At 58.2% G+C, this 20447-nt stretch carries 18 protein-coding genes; 11 read left to right on the top strand and 7 right to left on the bottom strand.

The window, feature by feature from the left end; translation table 11 throughout:
* The first annotated feature begins 1 nt into the window (after window position 1).
* The 5 genes from RBB49_RS10380 (at window position 2) to RBB49_RS10360 (ending at window position 5586) form a co-directional block, all read left to right on the top strand.
* Window positions 2-694, top strand: coding sequence for a PIG-L deacetylase family protein (locus RBB49_RS10380; RefSeq protein WP_306142686.1), 693 nt, complete (start codon window positions 2-4; stop codon window positions 692-694).
* Window positions 694-2253: a UDP-2,4-diacetamido-2,4,6-trideoxy-beta-L-altropyranose hydrolase gene (gene pseG, locus RBB49_RS10375; protein WP_306142685.1), complete on the top strand. Its 1560-nt coding sequence runs from the start codon at window positions 694-696 to the stop codon at window positions 2251-2253. Before RBB49_RS10380 ends, pseG begins: the two co-directional genes overlap by 1 nt.
* A gap of 6 nt (window positions 2254-2259) precedes the next feature.
* Window positions 2260-2961, top strand: coding sequence for a methionyl-tRNA formyltransferase (locus RBB49_RS10370; protein ID WP_306142684.1), 702 nt, complete (start codon window positions 2260-2262; stop codon window positions 2959-2961).
* A complete protein-coding gene (pseI, locus tag RBB49_RS10365) occupies window positions 2958-4025 on the top strand; it encodes a pseudaminic acid synthase (RefSeq protein WP_306142683.1) in 1068 nt (355 codons plus the stop codon). Before RBB49_RS10370 ends, pseI begins: the two co-directional genes overlap by 4 nt.
* A gap of 199 nt (window positions 4026-4224) precedes the next feature.
* A complete protein-coding gene (locus RBB49_RS10360) occupies window positions 4225-5586 on the top strand; it encodes a surface carbohydrate biosynthesis protein (RefSeq protein WP_306142682.1) in 1362 nt (453 codons plus the stop codon).
* A 31-nt stretch (window positions 5587-5617) separates the two neighbouring features.
* Here the strand turns inward: RBB49_RS10360 and RBB49_RS10355 are convergent, their stop codons facing one another.
* From RBB49_RS10355 to RBB49_RS10330, 6 genes are all read right to left on the bottom strand, one after another.
* Complete coding sequence (locus tag RBB49_RS10355) at window positions 5618-6595, bottom strand: aldo/keto reductase (RefSeq protein ID WP_306142681.1); 978 nt, start codon at window positions 6593-6595, stop codon at window positions 5618-5620.
* On the bottom strand, window positions 6579-7745 hold the full coding sequence (gene pseC / locus RBB49_RS10350) for a UDP-4-amino-4,6-dideoxy-N-acetyl-beta-L-altrosamine transaminase (RefSeq protein ID WP_306142680.1): 1167 nt from the start codon (window positions 7743-7745) through the stop codon (window positions 6579-6581). Before pseC ends, RBB49_RS10355 begins: the two co-directional genes overlap by 17 nt.
* Entirely contained in the window at window positions 7745-8743 is a 999-nt protein-coding gene (gene pseB, locus RBB49_RS10345) for a UDP-N-acetylglucosamine 4,6-dehydratase (inverting) (RefSeq protein WP_306142679.1), read from the bottom strand. Before pseB ends, pseC begins: the two co-directional genes overlap by 1 nt.
* A gap of 219 nt (window positions 8744-8962) precedes the next feature.
* Entirely contained in the window at window positions 8963-9898 is a 936-nt protein-coding gene (locus RBB49_RS10340) for a hypothetical protein (protein WP_306142678.1), read from the bottom strand.
* Window positions 9899-9906: 8 nt separating this feature from the next.
* Window positions 9907-10971 carry a glycosyltransferase gene (locus RBB49_RS10335; protein ID WP_306142677.1) on the bottom strand — a complete coding sequence of 355 codons (1065 nt, stop codon included), beginning with the start codon at window positions 10969-10971 and terminating at the stop codon, window positions 9907-9909.
* Entirely contained in the window at window positions 10961-11908 is a 948-nt protein-coding gene (locus RBB49_RS10330; RefSeq protein ID WP_306142676.1) for a glycosyltransferase family 2 protein, read from the bottom strand. Before RBB49_RS10330 ends, RBB49_RS10335 begins: the two co-directional genes overlap by 11 nt.
* Window positions 11909-12112: 204 nt before the next feature.
* Between RBB49_RS10330 and RBB49_RS10325 the strand changes: the two genes are divergently transcribed.
* The 6 genes from RBB49_RS10325 to RBB49_RS10300 all read left to right on the top strand — a co-directional run bounded on the left by RBB49_RS10325 (window position 12113) and on the right by RBB49_RS10300 (window position 18492).
* Window positions 12113-13735 carry a long-chain fatty acid--CoA ligase gene (locus RBB49_RS10325; RefSeq protein WP_306142675.1) on the top strand — a complete coding sequence of 541 codons (1623 nt, stop codon included), beginning with the start codon at window positions 12113-12115 and terminating at the stop codon, window positions 13733-13735.
* Complete coding sequence (locus RBB49_RS10320) at window positions 13732-14553, top strand: SDR family NAD(P)-dependent oxidoreductase (RefSeq protein ID WP_306142674.1); 822 nt, start codon at window positions 13732-13734, stop codon at window positions 14551-14553. The genes RBB49_RS10325 and RBB49_RS10320 overlap by 4 nt, the downstream gene beginning before the upstream one ends.
* Before the next feature lie 20 nt (window positions 14554-14573).
* Window positions 14574-15053 carry a MaoC family dehydratase gene (locus tag RBB49_RS10315; protein ID WP_306142780.1) on the top strand — a complete coding sequence of 160 codons (480 nt, stop codon included), beginning with the start codon at window positions 14574-14576 and terminating at the stop codon, window positions 15051-15053.
* Window positions 15047-16030 carry a nitronate monooxygenase family protein gene (locus RBB49_RS10310; RefSeq protein ID WP_306142673.1) on the top strand — a complete coding sequence of 328 codons (984 nt, stop codon included), beginning with the start codon at window positions 15047-15049 and terminating at the stop codon, window positions 16028-16030. The genes RBB49_RS10315 and RBB49_RS10310 overlap by 7 nt, the downstream gene beginning before the upstream one ends.
* A 9-nt stretch (window positions 16031-16039) precedes the next feature.
* Window positions 16040-17275, top strand: coding sequence for an acyl-CoA dehydrogenase family protein (locus RBB49_RS10305; protein ID WP_306142672.1), 1236 nt, complete (start codon window positions 16040-16042; stop codon window positions 17273-17275).
* Between the two features lie 188 nt (window positions 17276-17463).
* Window positions 17464-18492: a phosphotransferase family protein gene (locus tag RBB49_RS10300; RefSeq protein ID WP_306142671.1), complete on the top strand. Its 1029-nt coding sequence runs from the start codon at window positions 17464-17466 to the stop codon at window positions 18490-18492.
* Window positions 18493-18816: 324 nt separating this feature from the next.
* Here RBB49_RS10300 and RBB49_RS10295 read toward each other — a convergent pair whose 3' ends face one another.
* Window positions 18817-20379: a hypothetical protein gene (locus RBB49_RS10295; protein WP_306142670.1), complete on the bottom strand. Its 1563-nt coding sequence runs from the start codon at window positions 20377-20379 to the stop codon at window positions 18817-18819.
* Between the last annotated feature and the right edge of the window lie 68 nt (window positions 20380-20447).

Here is a 20447-nt window from a genome sequence, read left to right as displayed (position 1 = left end):
AATGCAATCTTCGCAAAACAGGGTCCTGGTTGTCGCGGCACATCCGGATGATGAAGTATTGGGATGTGGCGGCACGATTGCGCGCCTTAGCGATGCAGGGGCGGCGGTAACAGTCATGTTTTTCGCCGATGGGGTCGGCGCCAGAAGTGCCGGAGGTGAGATCCGGCAACCTGAGTTGACCGAACGCCGAAAAGCGGCTCAGACGGCCTGTCGCATTCTGGGGGCGGAGGATCCTCTCTTTTTCGACTTTCCGGACAACAGGCTGGATACGGTTCCCCTGATCGAGGTCACCCAGACACTGGAGAAGGTCATCGACGAATTCAGGCCTGATAGCATTTACACGCATCACGCAGGTGACGTGAATGCGGATCACCGCATCGCGCACCAGGCCGTCGTAACTGCCTGCAGACCGCAGCCCGGGCGAGATGTCAGGAAAATCTACTTCTTTGAAGTTGCTTCCAGCACCGAATGGCAGACACCTGGCAGCGCACCGTCCTTTCAGCCGACGAGTTTTGTCGATATCAGCGAAACACTTCCGCGAAAGATAGAGGCGCTCAAGGCCTATGCCATGGAGATGCGTCCGTGGCCGCACGCGAGATCGATTGAGGCGAATGAGCATCTTGCCAGATGGCGGGGGGCGACGGCCGGCTTCAAAGCTGCGGAAGCCTTTATGCTGGGACGAGAGCTGCTTTGATGAAGATCGCCTTTCGTGTGGATGCGTCGTCCATGATCGGAACAGGACATGTGGTGAGGTGCCTGACCCTCGCCGACCGTCTGTCCGATCTTGGCGCGGAGTGCAGCTTCATCACGCGGCAACATGTCGGCCACATGGCCAACAGTATTCGCGCAAGAGGCTTCCACGTGAAAGCGCTGGAGTTCAGCGCGCCGGAAACGGGAACCGGCGCCGCGGGTCCGCACGCGCATTCTCACTGGTTGGGCGTGACGATTGAAAGGGACGCTGAGCAGACGCTTCAGGCGGTCGACAAACAAGTCGACTGGCTCATCGTGGACCACTACGCGCTCGATCGAGACTGGGAAAGGGCGCTGCGTGCCGCCGCCGGAAAAATTGCGGTAATCGATGATTTAGCCGACAGGCCACATGACTGCGACTTGCTGCTGGACCAGACCTTTTTCGCCTCTGGGAAAGATCGCTATGCGGAACTCGTTCCAGAGGAATGTTTGAAACTTTTTGGTCCGAGATATGCGCTGCTGCAAAAGGACTATCGGCAATTGCGTCCGGAAAGGCCCGACGCCACCCCTGTGAAACGCATCGTTGTTTTCTATGGCGGATCCGACCAGTCCAACGAGACGGCGCGTGCCGTGCGCGTCCTCTCGCAGGTGCCCTTTGCGGATTTGAAAGTCAACGTTGTGCTTGGGGCGACGAACCGGCACTCTGCGAGCGTTGAAGAGCTTTGCGCAAAGCGACCGGGAACCAAGATACATAAGGAATTGAAGAGTTTGGCACCGCTCCTGGCGGAGGCTGATCTGGCGCTGGGGGCCGGCGGAACCTCGAGTTGGGAACGATGCGCGCTTGGCTTGCCTGCTGTTGTTACATCGATCGCTGAGAACCAGCTTCCTCTGGCCGATGAATTGAACAAGGCGGGCCTGATTTACTACGCCGGCGATTGGCGCACGATCACCGATGAAGGTCTTCGGCAGGTTTTGCTGCAGGCGGTTTCCGACCAGGACAAGAACGCGGACATGTCCTTAAGATCGCGGGAACTGACCGACGCCTTCGGTGCCGACAGGGTCGCGGAATACCTTGTCCCGCCCGGCAGAGATCACTTGCGCCTGACGCCCGCGAGGCAAGACCACAAGAAGTTGTTTTATCTCTGGGCAAACGACCCGTCCGTGCGCAAGAATGCGTTCAGCAGTGATCGGATTGAGTGGGAGACACATTCGGCGTGGTACGATCGGAAACTGGCGGATCCGGCCTGTCATCTCTGGGTTCTGCTTTCGAAGTCGGGGTTGCCTGTCGGCCAGTTGCGTCTTGAGCCACACGCGTGCGAATACCTGGTCGATTTCAGCATAGACAGCCTGTTTCGGGGGCGCGGCTACGGAAAGCTCCTCCTTGAAAAAATGCTCGAGGAAACACGTCACTTACCTCAGGTGAAACGCATAACCGGAGAAGTGAAGGCCGGGAACACGGCATCGCTTGGGGCTTTTCGAAAGACAGCCGCGTTTTCGGAAACATTCGACGAGGCACGTGAAGTGCACAGGTTCACAATGCCAAACCACAAGACAGCAGTTTGATCAGCGATGCAGAAAATACCCGCCAGATTTGTCGTCGTTTCCTCCAAGCAATGGGGTCGACGTGTTTATGACTGTTTGCCGGAAAGTCTGCGCCAGGAGACGGTTTTTCTGGGCTCTGGCGAATTTGAAATAGAAACGATCAAAGAAATACGGCCTGAGTATATTTTTGTATTGCATTGGTCGTCGCGGATCGAAAAAGAAATATATGACGCCTTCGACTGCATTATTTTTCACATGACCGATCTGCCCTATGGACGTGGCGGAAGTCCCTTGCAGAATCTCATTCTGAGTGGCCACAAGGAGACGATGGTTTCCGCACTGAAATGCGTGGAGGAACTGGACGCAGGTCCCGTTTATCTGAAATCGCCACTGTCGCTTGAAGGAACCGCAAGCGAAGTCTTTGAGCGGTTGGTGCCGATTGCGGCACGGATGATTGAGGAGATTGCATTGCAAAAGCCGGTCCCTCAACCGCAGCAGGGACAGCCGACTTTTTTCAACAGACGAAAGCCGGAAGACGGCACCCTGGCGAATGTGAGCTCGCTCGAAGAAGCTTATGATATTATTAGAATGCTGGACGCTGAGGGCTATCCGTCAGCCTTTTTGGATGCAGGGGGACTGCGTCTTGAGTTTTCCGGGGCCGAGTTCGATGGCGAGCATTTGACAGCAAAAGTCATCCTGAAGGAACGAAGGAGAAGTGAGTGCAAGTGAGCGACAAGGCAAAGCTCCAGATCAAGATAGGGGACAGGTTCATCGGTGATGAACACCCGCCTTTTGTCATTGCCGAGCTATCAGGGAACCATAACGGCGACATTGCACGGGCGCTCCAGATACTTGACGAGGCTCATCGCGCGGGTGCTCACGCCGTTAAGCTGCAGACCTACACTGCCGACACTATGACAATCGATTGTGACCGGCCGGAGTTCATGATCGAAGGAGGCCTTTGGGGCGGCCGTCAGCTCTACGAACTCTACCAGGAAGCGGCGACGCCCTGGGAATGGCACCAGCCGCTGTTCGAAAGAGCGCGGGAACTCGGGATCTTGATCTTTTCAACCCCGTTCGACGAGAGTGCAGTCGATTTTCTGGAAACGCTTGAGGTGCCGGCCTACAAGATCGCGTCTTTCGAGCTCGTTGACCTGCCGCTGATCAGACGCGTCGCAAGGGCCGGAAAGCCGATGATCATGTCAACCGGCATGGCGAACGAAACGGAGATCGGCGAAGCGGTCGATGCCGCAAAGTCGGCCGGATGTGAAGACCTGGTGCTTTTGCATTGCATCTCGGGCTATCCAACGCCGTTTGAGGATTCGAATGTTGCAACCGTTGCCGAGCTTCGCAACCGCTTCGGATGCCTCGTCGGCTTGTCAGACCATTCGCTCGGGACAGCCGTCTCTGTCGCCGCCGTTTCGCTGGGCGCCTGTGTTGTCGAAAAGCACTTCACACTGGCCAGAAGCGACGGCGGTGTCGATTCGGCCTTTTCTCTTGAACCCCGGGAGTTGGAGGCGCTCGTCACCGACACGGCGATCGCGCACAAGGCGATCGGACAACCGGGCTATAGCCGGAAATCAAGTGAAGAGAAAAACATACAGTTCCGCCGCTCGATCTTTGTCGTCAAGGACATTGCGAAAGGCGAAAAGCTGACAGGCGACAACATACGTTGTATTCGGCCCGGGCACGGTCTCGCACCCAAGCACCTGGATGACGTTCTGGGAAAGGTGGCGGTGCAGGACATCTCAAGAGGCACGCCATTGCAGTGGGACCAGTTCGAACAAGACTGAGCGTTATGCCGGCGAAGCAAGTTGCCTCTGTGGCGACTTCGCCTTTGCGCAGGAGGGGATTCAGTGGACGAAAATCCGGCAAGACCAGATCCGGGATGCGGGATGCCGGACGCGATCATGTTCCCGAAGTAGAGAGATCGTCCGGGCGAACAAGCCCGTTCCAGGGTCCATCACCTAGCCGCAGGATACCGCAGCGGAAATGAACATTTACATGAATCTAGAGGTCGCCGTTCGGGAAATGGACAGCAAGCTTCTGCTTGCTGTGAAGGCGGCCGAGCGTGGTCATCAGGTTTTGATCGGTGAGGAAAAACAGATTGACCGGCTCAGGAGACGATACAGGCTCGCCCCCGGGATTTATCACACCAAGAGCCTGACGCCGAGCAAACAGAAAATCGAATTGCATTCCGCCTTGAAGGCGGCCGGCTTTTTGATCACGAGCATTGACGAAGAGGGCGGTCTCATCGATGCAAGCTATGAACGGTTTGCAAGACTGCGCTATTCGGAGGAAATGCTTGGTCTGGCAGACGCAGTGTTTTGCTGGGGACCTCAGGATTTCAATCAGCTGAAAAGCACCTACGCCGATCATGCGCACCTGATGCGTATGACCGGCTCTCCGAGGGTTGACCTCTGGCGTCCGGAGGGGAAGGAATATTCAACAAGGCCGGGCGACATGCCAAGGAAGCCCTATCTGCTGGTGTCTTCAAATTTCGGGGTCTTGAACAACTACAGAAATTTCTGGGATCTTATCCGTTTCGAGCGGAATGCCGGTTATTTTGAACGCGATCCGAACTACGAAAAAAGACGCTATTACATGGCGTCAGAAACCGTTGTTCTCATGTATGAGTTCGTGAAGGCAATAGAGCACCTGGCCCAAGAATTTCCCGACATTGATATCGTTTTGCGGCCGCATCCCATTGAGCGTCCCGAGAGCTGGAAAGCGATGCTTGATCCGGGCTTTGACAATGTAAAGGTAACACGCTCCGGGTCGATCACTCCATGGGTGCATGATGCGCTGGCGGTCATGCACAACGGTTGCACAACGGCAATGGAAGCGACGGTTTCACAGGTGCCGGTCCTGACCTTCAAACCCGTCAAGCAACAGTATCCTCGGGAAATTCCGAACTCGGTCGGCACAAGCGTGCAGACGAGGACTGAACTTGCTGACGCGCTGCGCAAAGTCTTGGAAACAAGTGACAACACGCCATACAAGCCTCATCCGAAGGACGTTGCGCTCGTCGAAGAGCGGGTCTGCTGCAGGAACGGAGTGTTCGCGGCGGATATGATGATCGATTGCTGGGAAGAGCTCCACAAGGATGTTCCGTCAGAACCTAATGACTGGAACAAGGTTGTCCTGAGACAACGATTCAGGAGTTTGAAAGACAATCTGAAAAAATGGACAGGCAAGAAATCCAAAACCAGCCTGGGCCATAAGTTTCCCGAGATGCGCAAGCAGGACATCGTCGAGAAAGTCGAACAGATTCGCGCCGCGGGATCGATTACCAGTCCTGTCGGAGTGACAATGCTGTCGGGAAACATGTTCCTGATCTCGAAAGACGGTTAGGTTTACAAAAACCTCGCTGTTGCGCACCGCATCAGTTAGTCCACATGGCGGGATTTAGCGTTTCTTCAGCGACATCCGGACAGCTCTTTCGGATCTGAAGCAAGTCATCCTGCGATAGTTCTTTGTCGCTGAACATGTCCAGATTGTCGCGAAGCTGATCGAGATTGTCACATCCCACGACCACGCCTTGAACCCAGTTATGCGCGCGTGCCCAGGAAAGACAGAGGCTTGCGATATCGCGCTGACCAAGGTTTCTGCACAAGGATTCGAGCCATTCCACGATCGGCGATGGGTCGTGGACATGCGCGCGCCGCCAAAGGGCAGCCTCGCTGCTCATCAGGAGACCCTGCAAGAAGACACTTCTGATGTGAATTGTCAGGTTTCGAGTTTCCTGCTCGGCCTTGATCCTTTCGATCGCCGTATTCCATCGCCGGTCCAGCATGTTGTAGGGCATCTGGATATGCGAAATTTCGTCTATATCGAGCACGGTCTCGAGTTCGTCGACCGATTGAACCGAAGCGCCGATCGACCCTATTCGGCCGGAGCTTTGCCAGTCTCTTGCCAGGTTGAAGACAGATGCATTCCATGCCTGCACGTGTGAGACCCGATGAAAAAGAACGGTATCGAGGTGAGATTTTCGCAGAGCGTGCGACGATTGCTCGAGGCTCGATTCCGCTGCCGACCTCGCAGTCGCTGCGTCTGCGTTTTCCTGGATTTCGCCAAGCGGGCTGAGCTTGGTGACAATCTGACAATCAGGGCAATCGTAGTCTGCCAAGGCAGCACCGATAACGTCTTCGCTTCTGCCGTAAGCCCGTGCTGTATCAAGGGTCCGGACGCCGCCGGCAATGGCGGTATGAATGATTTCGATGCTTTCCGCCCTGTCGGGGGCGCGGGCGCTGGCAATACCGTAGTCAAGTCCGAGTTGCGCTGTTCCAAGAACGAGTTTGTCGGCAGTGCCGCCGCTTTCTTTGGTTTTGCGCACGCCCGGCAACTCAGAGACCGCATTCATCGCAGGTTGCCTTCAGAACCCTTATGACGTCGTCCTGATCCTGTTCGCTCATTCCGGGAAACAAGGGCAGCGTGATCGCCTGCCGGTAGTACCGTTCTGCTTCCGGATAATCCCCGTGCCGAAATCCCAGGGCTTCGTAGTAAGGCTGTAGGTGAACGGGAATGTAGTGCAGGTTTACACCTATCCCCTGTTCGCGCAGCTTCTCGAAAACAGTCCTGTGAAGATCCGCATCGTCGGTCTTCAGACGCACGATATAAAGATGAAAAGCTGAAAAGCTGTCTTCGTTCTGATGCGGTCTGACGAGTGGCAAGGCCTCCAGCCGCTCATCGTATCGTCTTGCGAGTTCGTGACGGCGCGCGACAAAGTGATCCAGTTTTTCGAGCTGACTGATGCCCAAAGCTGCCTGCAGCTCGGTCATCCGGTAATTGAAACCCAATTCCAGCTGCTGGTAGTACCAGGGGCCATCGGCGGGCCTGGTCATCTTTTCAGCGTCTCTGGTAATGCCGTGGCTTCTGAGACGGGACATTTTTTCAGCAAGGGACGGGTCGTTTGTGACCGCCAGGCCGCCTTCGCCGGAGGTTATGATCTTGACCGGGTGAAAGCTGAACACGGTTATGTCGCTGAACCTGCAACGACCGACCGGCTCATTCAGATAGCGAGCGCCGATCGCATGGCTGGCATCTTCAACAATCCTTATCCCGTAGGTTTTCGCAAGACCTGCGATCCGCTGCATGTCAGGTGACTGACCGCACATATGAACCGGAACGATGACCTTGGGCAGCGTCGAGTTACGTTCGGCATCTTTGAGCTTGTGCTCAAGGGCGTCGGCGGACATGTTGAACGTGTTCGGGTCGATATCGACGAAATCGACGTCAGCGCCGCAATACCGGGCGCAGTTCGCGGATGCGACGAATGTGATTGGCGAGGTCCACACCCTGTCACCGGGGCCGACCCCCAGGGATTGAACCGCAACATGCAGCGCAGACGTTGCAGAGTTGGCGGCAACGCCAAACCCGGCTTCGACTTTTTTGGCAACCGCGTTCTCGAACGCCGGAACCACGGGTCCTTGCGTGAGAAAATCCGACTTCAACACCGAAACGACGGCTGCGATGTCATCGTCATCGACCGATTGCCGTCCGTAGGGGAGCATCAGATTTTTCCGATCTTTGACAGGTTCTGATCGATCCAGTTCTGCAGTTCGTCGCCGGACATCCACTCTGGATTATTGTCGCTTGCATAGAGGAAATCCTCTGCGACCTTTGTTCCGTCCTTGATGCGCTCGGATGTGGTATCCCACTTGTGTATGCTTGGCAGGATCTTGAAGAAGCCGTCGTATTCGTAAGTGAAATGCGCATCTTCGACGCCCACCATCTGCTCGTGAAGTTTTTCACCCGGGCGGATTCCAACGATTTTCAGTTTGGCCTGTGGCGCGATAACCTTTGCGATATCGGTCACCTTCATCGAAGGTATTTTCTTGACGTAGATTTCGCCGCCTACCATGTCTTCAAACGCGCGCCAGACGAGTTCGACACCTTGATCGAGCGTGATCATGAAACGCGTCATGCGTTCATCGGTGATTGGCAGGGACCCTTCATTGCGGATCGACATGAAGAACGGAATCACAGATCCCCGCGACCCCATGACATTGCCATAGCGAACCACAGAAAACCGCGTGTCGTCTCCACCCGCATAGGAGTTTCCTGCGACGAAGAGTTTGTCTGATGCAAGTTTGGTGGCACCGTAGAGATTGACCGGGCTGGATGCCTTGTCGGTGGAAAGTGCCACGACGCGTTTGACGCCATTGTCGATCGCCGCGTCAATGACGTTCATGGCACCGTTGATGTTCGTCTTGACGCACTCAAAGGGATTGTATTCTGCAGTGGGGACGATTTTGCTGGCGGCCGCGTGGACCACGTAATCCACACGGTTCATGGCACGGTAGAGGCGCTCCCGGTCCCGGACATCGCCTATGAAAAATCTCACGCGGCTGTCGTCCTGAAACAGCTTTGCCATTTCCCACTGCTTCATCTCGTCACGAGATAGAATGATAATTCTCTGCGGATCAAAGCGTTCCAATGTCATGCGGACAAACGTGTGTCCGAAGGAACCGGTTCCCCCGGTGACGAGAATATTTGAACCATTCAGCATTGAATTTCGTGGCCTGTTCGTGTGTCTGAGAGACTTGGAGAGGGTCCCACCCTATGTCGAGATTTCTTCGAGAACAATTGAGTGCAAGGTTTTCGAAGCACATCTGCGCCGTCTGCTGGATCAAAAACAAATTTCTGTCAAGGCATGACGCGCAACGCAGTGCTCAATGCGTTTGGTCTGCAGTAATCAAATACTTCTCGCAAGTCCAGCCAATGAAAATTATTCGGTTACAAGACCGGGAATGCGTAATATTTCTTGAGTGTCTTCCAAATATTGGCTTTGTAAAAAATCAAGAAAATCCGAAGAGAAAATTTCTTTAGATTGAAATCTATGACCGTTTCTATGGTCAAGAAGCAATTGGTCAATCTCTTGCTTGGTCAGAGCGTTTGACGTCTTCAGCGATGACAGTGCGTGCAGCGCTTCTTTCGTCGGTGCAATGTTCACAAGGTCGTTTGCCTCGGCGGCGTGTTTCTCAGAGAGTTTTCGCCCCGTTAGCTTGTTGAAACGCTCTGAGACCAGAAATTTCGAAAAGAAGCAGATTTCGATCGAGGCGTTGCCGAAGACCTCCTGGACTGCGTCCACGACGCTTGTCCATCCCTGAAGGTTTCTGGTGCTCCAACTCTCAAGATTGTCGAACCCAATTCCGCCATCTCCATAGGCTTGCCGCATGGCTTCATAAGAAACCAGAAACTCATCATAGGTTCGGATGGTCAAAATCACACGATCAACGTTCCGTCCTGCCAGGCGCTCCAGAGCTTCCAGTCTGCCCCGTACTTCGGGATAAAGAACACCTGGCGCAGACGCCTCAACCGCCCGGCCAAGGATGTTTTCATCGGACCAGAGCAGCTCTTTGTTTTGTCCGGATGTCTGCTCGAGATACATACGTGTGGTTTTTCTGAGCGAAGGTGCGGACAGAATTCGTCCCGCAAACGATTTCTGGCGTTGCTTGTCGTATGCAGCAAGGTAACGGTTCAACAAAGGCCTGTGGTCGGTTACGTGACGCGCATCGGCGACTTGTGGCGCAACGATATCCAGGCCCGATTGCGCGAGATCCGCCCGGGCGATGTGCAAAGCAGCTTGTACGGACGAGGAGCCTGTTCGATGAGCTCCGATATGAAGCGTAATCCTTTCATATCTGTCCGAATACGTATCCATTTTCCACTTCAATGCTGCAATCCGAATTGCTGTAGATACTGATTGCTTATTGCTTCGATCGTGAAGCGCTCGGCAAGTGTCGTCCGGGCATTGACCGTTAGCGTGGTTTTCTCACTTTCGTTCGAAACGAGGAGATAAATCGACCCCGCCAACCCGTCTGCATCGCCACAGGCCGACAGGAGCCCCGTCTTGCCGTGTTCGATCAGCCAGCCTGGTCCCTGAGAGGCTGTTGCAACGACGGGCAGATCCGCGTTCCATCCCTCCAGAACCACGTTTCCGAGCGGCTCCTCGTCAGACGGGCAGACAAGGATGTCGGCTGCACTCAGGAAAGGCGAGGGGTCGCGCTGCCAGCCGAGGAAATGCGTTCTGTTTTCAACGCCCAGGTCGCGCGCGAGGCGTTGCATGTCCTCCTGAAGTTCGCCGTCGCCGATCAGCCAGGCATGAACGGTCTCGGGCAGCTGGGCGAGTGCCCTGATAATCAGGTCGAACCGCTTGCGTTCAACGAACCGTCCAAGCGCAATCAGAACGGCCGCGTCCTCCGGTGTATCGAATTCCGCGCGGCTGACAGGCTGGAGGCTGTCCGGCAGGGGATCCACGAAGTTGCTGATCATGTGCGCCCTGTCGGCGGGCCAGCCGGCCTCGACTGCCTGGCGGACGATTTCAGGCGTGTTGCCGATCAGATCCTCGACATTGCCATAGGTGTGGAAACCGTCCGGAAAGTCGCCGAGGCGCAGGAAGGTGCGCATATCGGGGCCGGGTTTCGGCAACCACTTGCTCGCCGGGCTCATCCACCCGAGGGTTGTCTTCGCACCAAAATTCCTGATGTCGCGGGCAATTCCCCATCGAATGAAGTGACGCTTGAAATGTGAGCGGCTGAACTTCAGTTCGTGCACCTCGCAGTGCTCGGCAAGTTCATCCCGCCAGGGCCTGTCGTGCCGGATGAAGGCGATTTGTTCCACGCCGCGTTTCGCCAGGGCACGCGACAGGCGCACGAAGAATTTCTCCGCGCCGCCGTCGACGCCAAGGTGAATATGCGCCAGTTTCCGCTGAGTTGTAGCTGGATCAGTTGCCATCGATCACGTCATAGTAATTGTGCGCCCGGCCGAACAGGCCGCGCAGGTTGCCCGAGCCCTTCATCAGTCGGATGAGACCGTAGTAGTAGAGTTTCTCACCGCGTTGTTTTGCAAGCGGTTTCATAAGGAAGCCGGTGACCGTGGCCAGCAACCCGAAGAACATGCGCCGTGCGCTTTTCGGAATGAAATGCAGCGCGGCCTTGCCTCTGCCTTCCCGTAAGACGATGTTGAACGCACCGGACGTTGCCGCCATGTGCATCCGGCTCAACAGCCTCTTGGTCGTCACCCGCGATGCCGGGATGTCTTCCTCGACAAAGGCATCGTCAACCCAGATCATCCTGGCGCCGGCTGCGTGGGTCCGGCGGAAAAAGTCGATGTCCTCGCTGCCAAAGGTCAGCCGCTCGTCAAACCTAAGGCCCAGCCCGTCCTTTCGCAGGATGCGGGCACTGATAAGAACATTGTTGGTCGGCGCTTCGGTGATTTCGGTTCCGGTAGGACGGGGCTTCAGGAGCTGCGATTTCCACCAGTGCGGTGCCGGCTTTTCATAAATGCGCCGCACCGGGCCGTTGGCAACCTCCGCATCGAAGGTCTTGCAGGCGCTCAAAAGCTTTTCGATCCAGTCCGGTTCCGCCCGTTCATCGTCGTCGATAAGGGCGACCCAGTCCGGACCGTGTTCTAGCGCGGCCTCCAGGGCCGTGTTGCGGGCAAAGGGAATGCCCCTGCGCGGCTCATGATAGAAATAGACCGGAATGCCGAATGCCGCCTTCGCTTCCGTCGCGGCCTCGCCCGTGAAAAACGGCACGGCATCGTTTTCAACAACAACAACGCAAAGCTCTGTTCCCTCCGGCCGGATCAGCTTGTCGAGGCTGTTGAGACACGCCTTGAGCATGTTCGGACGCTGCGCCGTGCAGACGGCGATGACCAGTTTCTGGGCCATTTGATAAATTCGATCCTCAGGTCGGCAAATGTCGGCAGTGTCGCGGCTCGAGCAGGGGTTTGGCGCAACACACGCGTGCTGTCAAAGGATTTCCGCAAACCCGGCTTTCCAGAAGGCCGCATGCGCGCTACGGTTTAGGGAACGGACCATAGCTCTAACCCTTTGAGCGATTGCAAAAATGCAACGGTGTTTGGGAGGACACAAATGAAGGGACAGATGATGCACCGTCCGCTGAAGATTGCGGACATCATCACCTTTGCCGCGGCCAACTATCCGAATGGCGAACTTGTTTCCGTGCGAACGGAAGGCGATATCCATCGTACGACCTATCGCGAGACGGCGCACCGTGTCGCGCAACTGGCCCACGGGCTTAACAAGCTCGGTGTAAACCCCGGCGACAGGATCGCGACGCTTGCCTGGAACGGTTACCGGCATTTCGAACTTTATTACGCGATCTCCGGCATCGGTGCTGTCTGCCACACCATCAACCCGCGGTTGTCTGCGGAGCAGATGATCTACATCGTCAACCACGCCAAGGACAGGATCCTGTTCTGCGACACGACCTTTGTCCCGATCATCGAAAAGCTGCGCGCGCATTTTCCGGAAGATCTGCGCGTCGTCATCATGACGGACAGGGCGCACATGCCCGAGACATCGCTTGAGGGCGCGCTTTGCTATGAAGAACTGCTGGACGGTCAGCCGCAGGAGATCGACTGGCCGGATTTCGACGAGAACCAGGCAGCCGGCCTTTGCTACACGTCAGGAACAACGGGAAACCCGAAGGGCACCCTGTTTTCGCATCGCTCAACCCTGCTGCACGCATTCACGCTCTGCATCACGATCCCGAAGGTCCTGCAGGAGGGAACCCGGATCCTGCCGGTGGTACCACTGTTTCACGTCAACGCCTGGGGGTTGCCCTATGCCGCCCCGCTGTCGGGAGCGAGCCTGATTTTTCCGGGCGGCGCGCTGGACGGAAAAAGCCTGTTCGATCTCCTCGACACGGAGAAGGTCTTCTCCGCATGGGGCGTGCCGACCGTCTGGCTCGGTCTGATGAACGAGATCAACCAGCGCGGCCGGCTGCCTGACGGGTTCGGCGACGTCGTCATCGGCGGTTCTGCCGCACCGCGGACGCTGATCGAGGCATTCGAAACCAAGGGCGTGAATGTCTGTCATGCCTGGGGCATGACCGAGATGAGCCCGCTCGGAACCCAGTGCAATCTGCCCCCGGACATGGCGGACCTGCCGCAGGAACAGCGCATTGACCGCAAACAGTCTCAGGGACGCGGTGTCTTTGGCGTGGAGATGAAAATCGTTGATGATGCCGGCAACCGCATGCCCCACGACGGTGTATCTCAGGGGCATCTTTACGTGCGCGGCAATACGATCACCTCCGGCTATTTCGAGGACCCGGAGGCGTCCACGCCCGTTTTCGATAGGGACGGGTGGTTCTGCACCGGCGATATTGCGGTGATCGATCCGCAGGGCTTCCTGAAGATCACCGACCGCTCGAAGGACCTGATCAAGTCCGGCGGCGAATGGATCAGCTCGCTCGATCTTGAAAACATCGTCATGTCGCATCCCGATGTGGCCAACTGCGCGGTGATTGCCGTACCAGATCCCAAATGGGACGAACGTCCCCTGCTGGTGGTCGTGCCGCGCGAGGACGCACAGCCGCAGGAGGATGACCTGTTGGCGTTATTGGCGGACAGGCTCGCCAAGTGGCAGGTTCCCGACGAAATCGTCTTTGTTGAGCAACTGCCGCTGACGGCGACCGGCAAGGTGTCCAAACTGACGCTCAGAAAGCAGCATGCCGAGGGTGGTTTATGACGCCGGACAACCTCTTTGGCCTTGCCGGTAAAACGGCGCTCGTGACCGGAGGCGCAACGGGAATCGGCCGCATGGCGGTCGAGGGCCTGATGGCGGCCGGGGCGCGGGTCATGATCGCCAGCCGAAAGGAAGACGCCTGCCGCGCGGCCGCCGATGAACTGAACGCCGCCGGTTACGGCGGCAGCGCAGAAGGGTTCGGCGGCGACGTTGCGAGCGAGGAGGGGATCGACGCGCTCAGCGCCGAAATCGGCAATCGCTGCGACGGCCTGAACATCCTGATGAACAACGCCGGCACCAGCTGGGGCATGCCGCTTGGCGAATTTCCGTATTTCGCCTGGGACCGCGTGCTGCAGCTCAACGTCACCGGGCTTTTCCACCTGACCCAGAAACTGTTTCCGCTTCTGGAGCAGGCGGCAACCGATGACGACCCGGCCCGTGTCGTCAATGTCGGCTCGGTGATGGGTGAGCTGCCGCATGGCGACCGCGCTTATAGCTATGCCGCTTCCAAGGCAGCTGTTCATCACCTCACGAAGATCCTTGCCAAGGAACTCGCCGGCAGGCGTATCACGGTCAATGCGCTTGCACCGGGTCCGTTCGTCAGCAAGATGACCGCCTTCGCAACCGCTGACGAAGATGTCAGGGAAAGGGTGGGTGCCCAGGTTCCGCTTGGCCGGGTCGGCCGCCCGGAAGATATCGCGGCTGCCTTGCAATACCTGTGCGGCCGGGGTGGGGCTTATGTGACCGGCGCCATTCTTCCGATCAGCGGCGGCATCAATGTCGAAACCGGGCCGGACCTGTTTCAGGAGGCCTATGAGTGAGCGCAGGTGAAGCAGCGCGCATGCTGTCGGTTGAGGAACTGAAACGCCTGGTCGGCAACGAGGTCGGTGTTTCGTCCTGGTACCCTGTCGATCAGGCGCGGATCGACGCCTTTGCGGACGTGACGGAGGACCATCAGTTCATTCACATCGATCCTGAAAAGGCATCGCAGACCCCCTTCGGCGGGACCATCGCCCATGGCTTTCTGACCCTGTCGCTGCTCTCCGCCATGGCGCTGGAGGCGCAGCCCAGGGTCGCGGAAGCACGCATGGGCATCAATTACGGTTTCGACCGGGTCCGGTTTCTGCACCCGGTGAAGGCGGGGCAGAAGGTCCGGGGCCGCTTCGTGCTTTCAAGCGTTGCCGAAGCGAAGCCCGGCGAGGTGGATCTCAACTGGCAGGCAACGGTCGAGATCGACGGCGAGAAACGTCCGGCGCTCAAGGCCGCGTGGCTCAACAGGTTCTATCTGGCCGAAAGCGGGGAAAGGCAGACGGCATGCTGAAGGCGCGATCGCTTCCACCTGTGTTGCAGGATTTACGGCTGCCGGCAATTGCAGCTCCGCTGTTCATCGTGTCCTGCCCGGCACTCGTGATTGCGCAGTGCAAGGCCGGGATCATCGGCAGCTTTCCCGCGCTGAACGCGCGCGACGAACCGGGCGGGCCGGTGATGCTCGAGCTCTGGCTCAAGGAGATCACCGAAACGCTCGACAGGCACAACCAGGCCAATCCCGACAGACCGGCTGCACCGTTTGCCGTCAACCAGATCGTGCACCGGTCCAATGAAAGGCTGGAACGGGATGTTGAGATCTGCGCGAAGTGGAAGGTGCCCGTCTGGATCACCTCCATGGGCGCGCGGGTCGAAGTGAACGAGGCGGCACATTCCTGTGGCGGTATCGCCCTGCACGACGTCATCAACAACACCTACGCGAAAAAGGCGATCGGGAAGGGCGCCGATGGACTGATCGCCGTCGCAGCCGGGGCAGGTGGCCATGGAGGGCCGCAATCGCCATTCGCGCTCGTTCGCGAGATCCGGGAATGGTTCGATGGCCCGTTGCTGCTTGCCGGGGCTGTGTCGACGGGTGAGGCGCTTCTGGCCGCGCGGGTGCTGGGTGCTGATTTCGGCTATGTCGGTTCGCCTTTCGTAGCAACGGACGAAGCCAACGCCGACCGGGTCTACAAGGACATGATGGTCGCCGGCGCGGCGGAGGACGTCATGACGTCGTCGCTGTTTACCGGGCATCCGGCCAACTATCTGAAAGGCTCCCTGTCGCGCGCCGGTCTCGACCCGGACAACCTGCCGGCGGAATGGGACGTCAGCGTCATGCCGGACGACAGCCCGCTGCCGAAAGCCTGGCGGGAACTCTGGGGTGCGGGACAGGGCATTGGCACGATCAAGTCGGTCGGGCCTGCCTCCGCCGTGGTCGACCGCCTGGAACGGGAATATCTGACCGCGTGCAAGCACGCGAGAGACATCATTTAGGGAGACGTCATGGATCTGGGCATAACCGAGCGGGTACGGCCGCTGATCGAACAGGTCCGGCAGATGGTCGAAACCGAGATCGCGCCGCTGGACATCGAGTTTCATCATGAAGTCGGCAGGCATCCTTCCGGCGACCGTTTTCAGCACACGCCGCGCCAGCTTGAAATTCTGGATCACCTCAAGGCGAAGGCGAAGGAACGGGGTCTCTGGAATTTCTGGCTGACGGATAGTGAGAAGGGCTTCGGCCTGACAACGGTCGAATATGCCTACCTTGCGGAGGAGATGGGCAAGGTCGGCATCGCCGCCGAAGTGTTCAACTGCAATGCGCCCGATACCGGCAACATGGAAGTTCTGGAGCGCTACGGAACCTCCGAACACAAGGAGCGCTGGCTGAAGCCGCTTCTGGAAGGAACGATCCGTTCCGCCTACCTGATGAGCGAACCAGGCGTCGCTTCTTCCGACGCGACCAACATTGCGCTGAGTGCCGAGCGAGACGGCGATGCATGGGTTCTCAACGGCGAGAAATGGTGGGCGACCGGCGCCGGCGATCCGCGCTGCCGGCTTTACATCGTCATGGCCTGTTCCGATCCGTCGGCGCACAAGCACAGCCGCCATTCCATGTTTCTGATCCCGAGCGATGCCGAGGGCATTAAGGTGCTTCGGCCGATGCAGGTGTTCGGTGCGGATGATGCCCCGCACGGGCATATGCACATCCGCTTCACCAATGTCCGTGTGCCGGCTGAGGACCTTGTGCTCGGCGAGGGCCGTGGCTTCGAAGTCGCACAAGGACGTCTCGGCCCGGGCCGTATCCACCACTGCATGCGGGCGATCGGACAGGCCGAAATGGCCCTGGAATTCTTATGCAAACGGGCGATGCAGCGAGAGGCATTCGGAAAGAAACTGACGGATCTGGGAGCCAATTACGACATCATCGCCGATGCCCGCATGGAAATCGAAATGGCGCGGCTTCTGTGTCTCAAGGCGGCCTGGATGATGGACACGCAGGGCACACGTGCGGCCCAGCCCTGGATCAGCAAGATCAAGGTGATCGCGCCATTGACTGCGCTGAAGGTTGTCGACGAGGCAATGCAGGTCCACGGCGCGGCCGGAATCAGTCAGGACTTCCCGCTCGCCGCCATGTGGACGCATTTGAGAACGCTTCGCTTCGCCGATGGCCCGGACGCCGTCCACAGGCGCCAGGTCGCGCGTACGGAATTGAGAAAATACACCAACGACAAGGTCTGAAGATGATCGGTCCGACTTGCGCGAGCAAAGGGGGCTCTTTCAACACTGGCCTCATCCTGAGGAAGCGCACAGCGCTGTCTCGAAGGATGGGCCACTTGCTCCTGCGTGTATGGCCCATCCTTCGAGACGCGCGCCTTCGGCACGCTCCTCAGGATGAAGTCGATGGTCAGGGGAGGGTGTGAGAACAAATGACCGGCGCCGCTGATCTTGATCTGGAGCGTCTTGGCAACTGGCTGCAGGAGAACTTTTCCGGTTTTGCCGGCCCGGTCCGGGCGGAAAAGTTCAATCGCGGCCAGTCCAATCCGACGTTCCGTTTGAGCGCCGCCTCGGGCGACTATGTTCTGCGCCGCAAGCCGCCCGGTGTTCTTCTGAAATCCGCGCACGCGGTCGACCGCGAGTTCCGGGTCCAGAAAGCCCTTGCCGGGTCGGATGTGCCCGTTGCCCGTATGCACGTGCTGTGTGAGGACGAGGACGTCATCGGGTCCGCCTTCTATGTCATGGAGCTGGTGCGCGGCCGGAACTTCGATGACCCGAGGCTTCCCGGTCTGGACATGTCCCTTCGCGCCCGTATCTACGCCGACATGAACCGGGTGCTCGCTGCCATCCACCGGGTGGACCTTGACGCACGCGGCCTCTCGGACTTCGGGCCACAGGGCAACTACTACAGGCGCCAGATCGACCGGTGGACAAAGCAGTACCGGGCAAGCGAGACCGGGACGATTGCAGCAATGGACGAACTGATCGGCTGGCTCGACAGGAACGTGCCGGACGACGATGGCCGTCGCACGCTGGTTCATGGCGACTACAGGATCGACAATCTGCTCTTCGCGCAAGATGGGCCGGACTGTGTGGCGGTGCTCGACTGGGAGCTCTCGACCATCGGGCACCCCTTCGCCGATCTTGCCGCACTCGTCATGCAATGGCAGCGCCCGCCGGGCGCGGAAGGGCGCGGTCTGGCTGGCGTCGACCGGGCCCCGCTCGGTATTCCCGAGGATCAGGCGTTCATCGATGCCTATTGCGAACGTGCGGGACTGCCTGGAATCCCGGGCTTCGGCTTTTACCTCGCGTTTGCCTTTTTCCGCATGGGGGCCATCCTCCAGGGCGTCAAGAAACGCGCCCTCGACGGCAATGCGTCCAACCCCGACCTGGGCTTGCGGCTCGGCGCGAGCGTGCCGGACTATGCAGCAGGCGGATTGGAGGCGGCCAGATCCGTCTGAGGAAAAATCGCTTGAGCGTCTTGTTCGAACCACCTGATCCTGAGGCGCGTCGCAAGGCGAAACCTCGAAGGATGGGCCGATGAGCACTTCATTTGCAGGCCATCCTTCGAGACAGCGCGCACGCGCTTCCTCAGGATGAGGCTGGTTTTATGAGGCGAAGGGAGGCCGCGAAAGCGGCAAGACATCCACCTGGGGTCAATGCCAGACTTGATCTGGCAATCCATACCCTTGCGCGACCGCGTGAAAACACCCGCACAACGGAAAGGCAACGGCATGGATGCCATGGTCAAGCCATGGCATGACCTGTAAAGGCATCACACATCGCTAACGCCCGCCGTCGACATATTCGCCGTCATATCGGAACACCGCGTGTCCGCTGTTGTTGTGCTGCGGCGGAACGCCGACGCGCATCTGCAGGAAAAGGGCGCCGTTGGGGTCTTTGTAAAACGGCGCACCGTTCCAGAGCTTGATCATGAACACCTCGGCATTTTCGACCTTGAAGGCCTTGATCAGCATTGCCGGAACATCGGTAACCAATTGAGGGTGAAATCCGGCAGCTTGCGTGAAAGTGATCAGGTCCGCGTCGTTTTCCATGATCCGCGGCCGCGAAAAGCCGCGTGATACGCCGCTGTTGCCGAGCGTGTATTCCACCACGTTGCCGGTGGCTTCGGGATCGGGCAGCACAATGCTGGCTCTATCCTCGCGGAACGTCATTTCAAAGAACTTCACGTCCGTGCCGAGCGTGCCCTGAAACTGAACGAAGGCATCGGACATGCCCTTGATTGACAGGTAGCTGTCAAAGGCGCGCAGACTTTCCGGCAAGGCCACCGAATAGATGCTGGCGTCGGGACGCACGCGCACCACCACCTTTTCGCGTCCACCCGAGGCGTCCTGGAACCTGATTTCCCACAGGACGCCAGATTCCTTGCCTGCCGGAGGAGGTCTGGTTGCTTCAACGCCGTCAATATGGCTCCAGCCGGCCGGCGCCTCGGCACGCGCCGCATCGAGGATCTGCGGCAGGCGGGCGAGCCCACTCTTCGTGATGGAAAATGGCTGGCTGCGGCCCGTCAAGGTGTACATGGAAACCGGCTTGCCGCCGATGCCGCGTCGAAAGCTGCCGCCGTTCCAGCGGTAGTCCTGAACCGATGCCGGGTCGCTCGGTGATACGGCATCGATTTCGACGCCATGGGTCAGAACATTGATTTCAAAGACATGTTCACCCGTACCGATAACCTCGGCAAAGCGCTGTTCGGCCGCGTCGAAGGGCCAGTCGGACTGGGTCCGCAGGTTCATCGTGCGGCCGCGCTCGGTGTGACTGATATCTGCGCCGTCGAACCGGCCGTCGGCCAGAGCATAAACCTGGCCGTGCTCACGGTCGCTTCTGACCGAGATATTCCATTTCACACCCCAGTGGGACTGGCCAAGGACCGGACCGAGCGAGGCAGCCGCTGCAGTCACTGCTCCCGGCTTTTTCGTCGGCAGGTTGTCCGGTGCGGCCCTCAAAATGGTCCACAGCTTCGAGATCTGCAGCTCTGCCTGGCTGAAACGCTCGGGCGAGACGACAAACTTCGGCCCGTCGGCGATATGCATCGGTCCGTGGAGTTTGTCCACGGAACCCGGATCGCGGCTGTTTCGCCGCACCGACCAGAGATTGAACTCTTCGCCGTCCCGGCCTGTGGCGGCAATGACCGAGAAACTGTCGGGCTCGACCCGCAGCCAAAGAAGGTCGCTGTCGCCGATTTCGTCGGTGAGCGTCGTCCAGGCGATGTCGAATGAGTTCCTGTCATTGAGATAGGTGGTTTGTGCCGAACCAGGGAATGAAAGCGCGAGAGTAACGAACAAAATAAGCGGCGCGACGCCGCTGCGCAGACGCAGGTACTTGGCCATGATGCACCTCAAAGTTTTATGAAGAGGTCCATCATGCCTGCAAAACGCTACGTAAGCAAAGCCCGGCG

The sequence above is a fragment of the Roseibium sp. MMSF_3412 genome (assembly GCF_030733265.1).
GTDB lineage: Bacteria > Pseudomonadota > Alphaproteobacteria > Rhizobiales > Stappiaceae > Roseibium.
The sequence above is the reverse complement of the archived record's forward strand: the minus strand, read 5'-3'. Positions and strand labels throughout refer to the sequence as shown.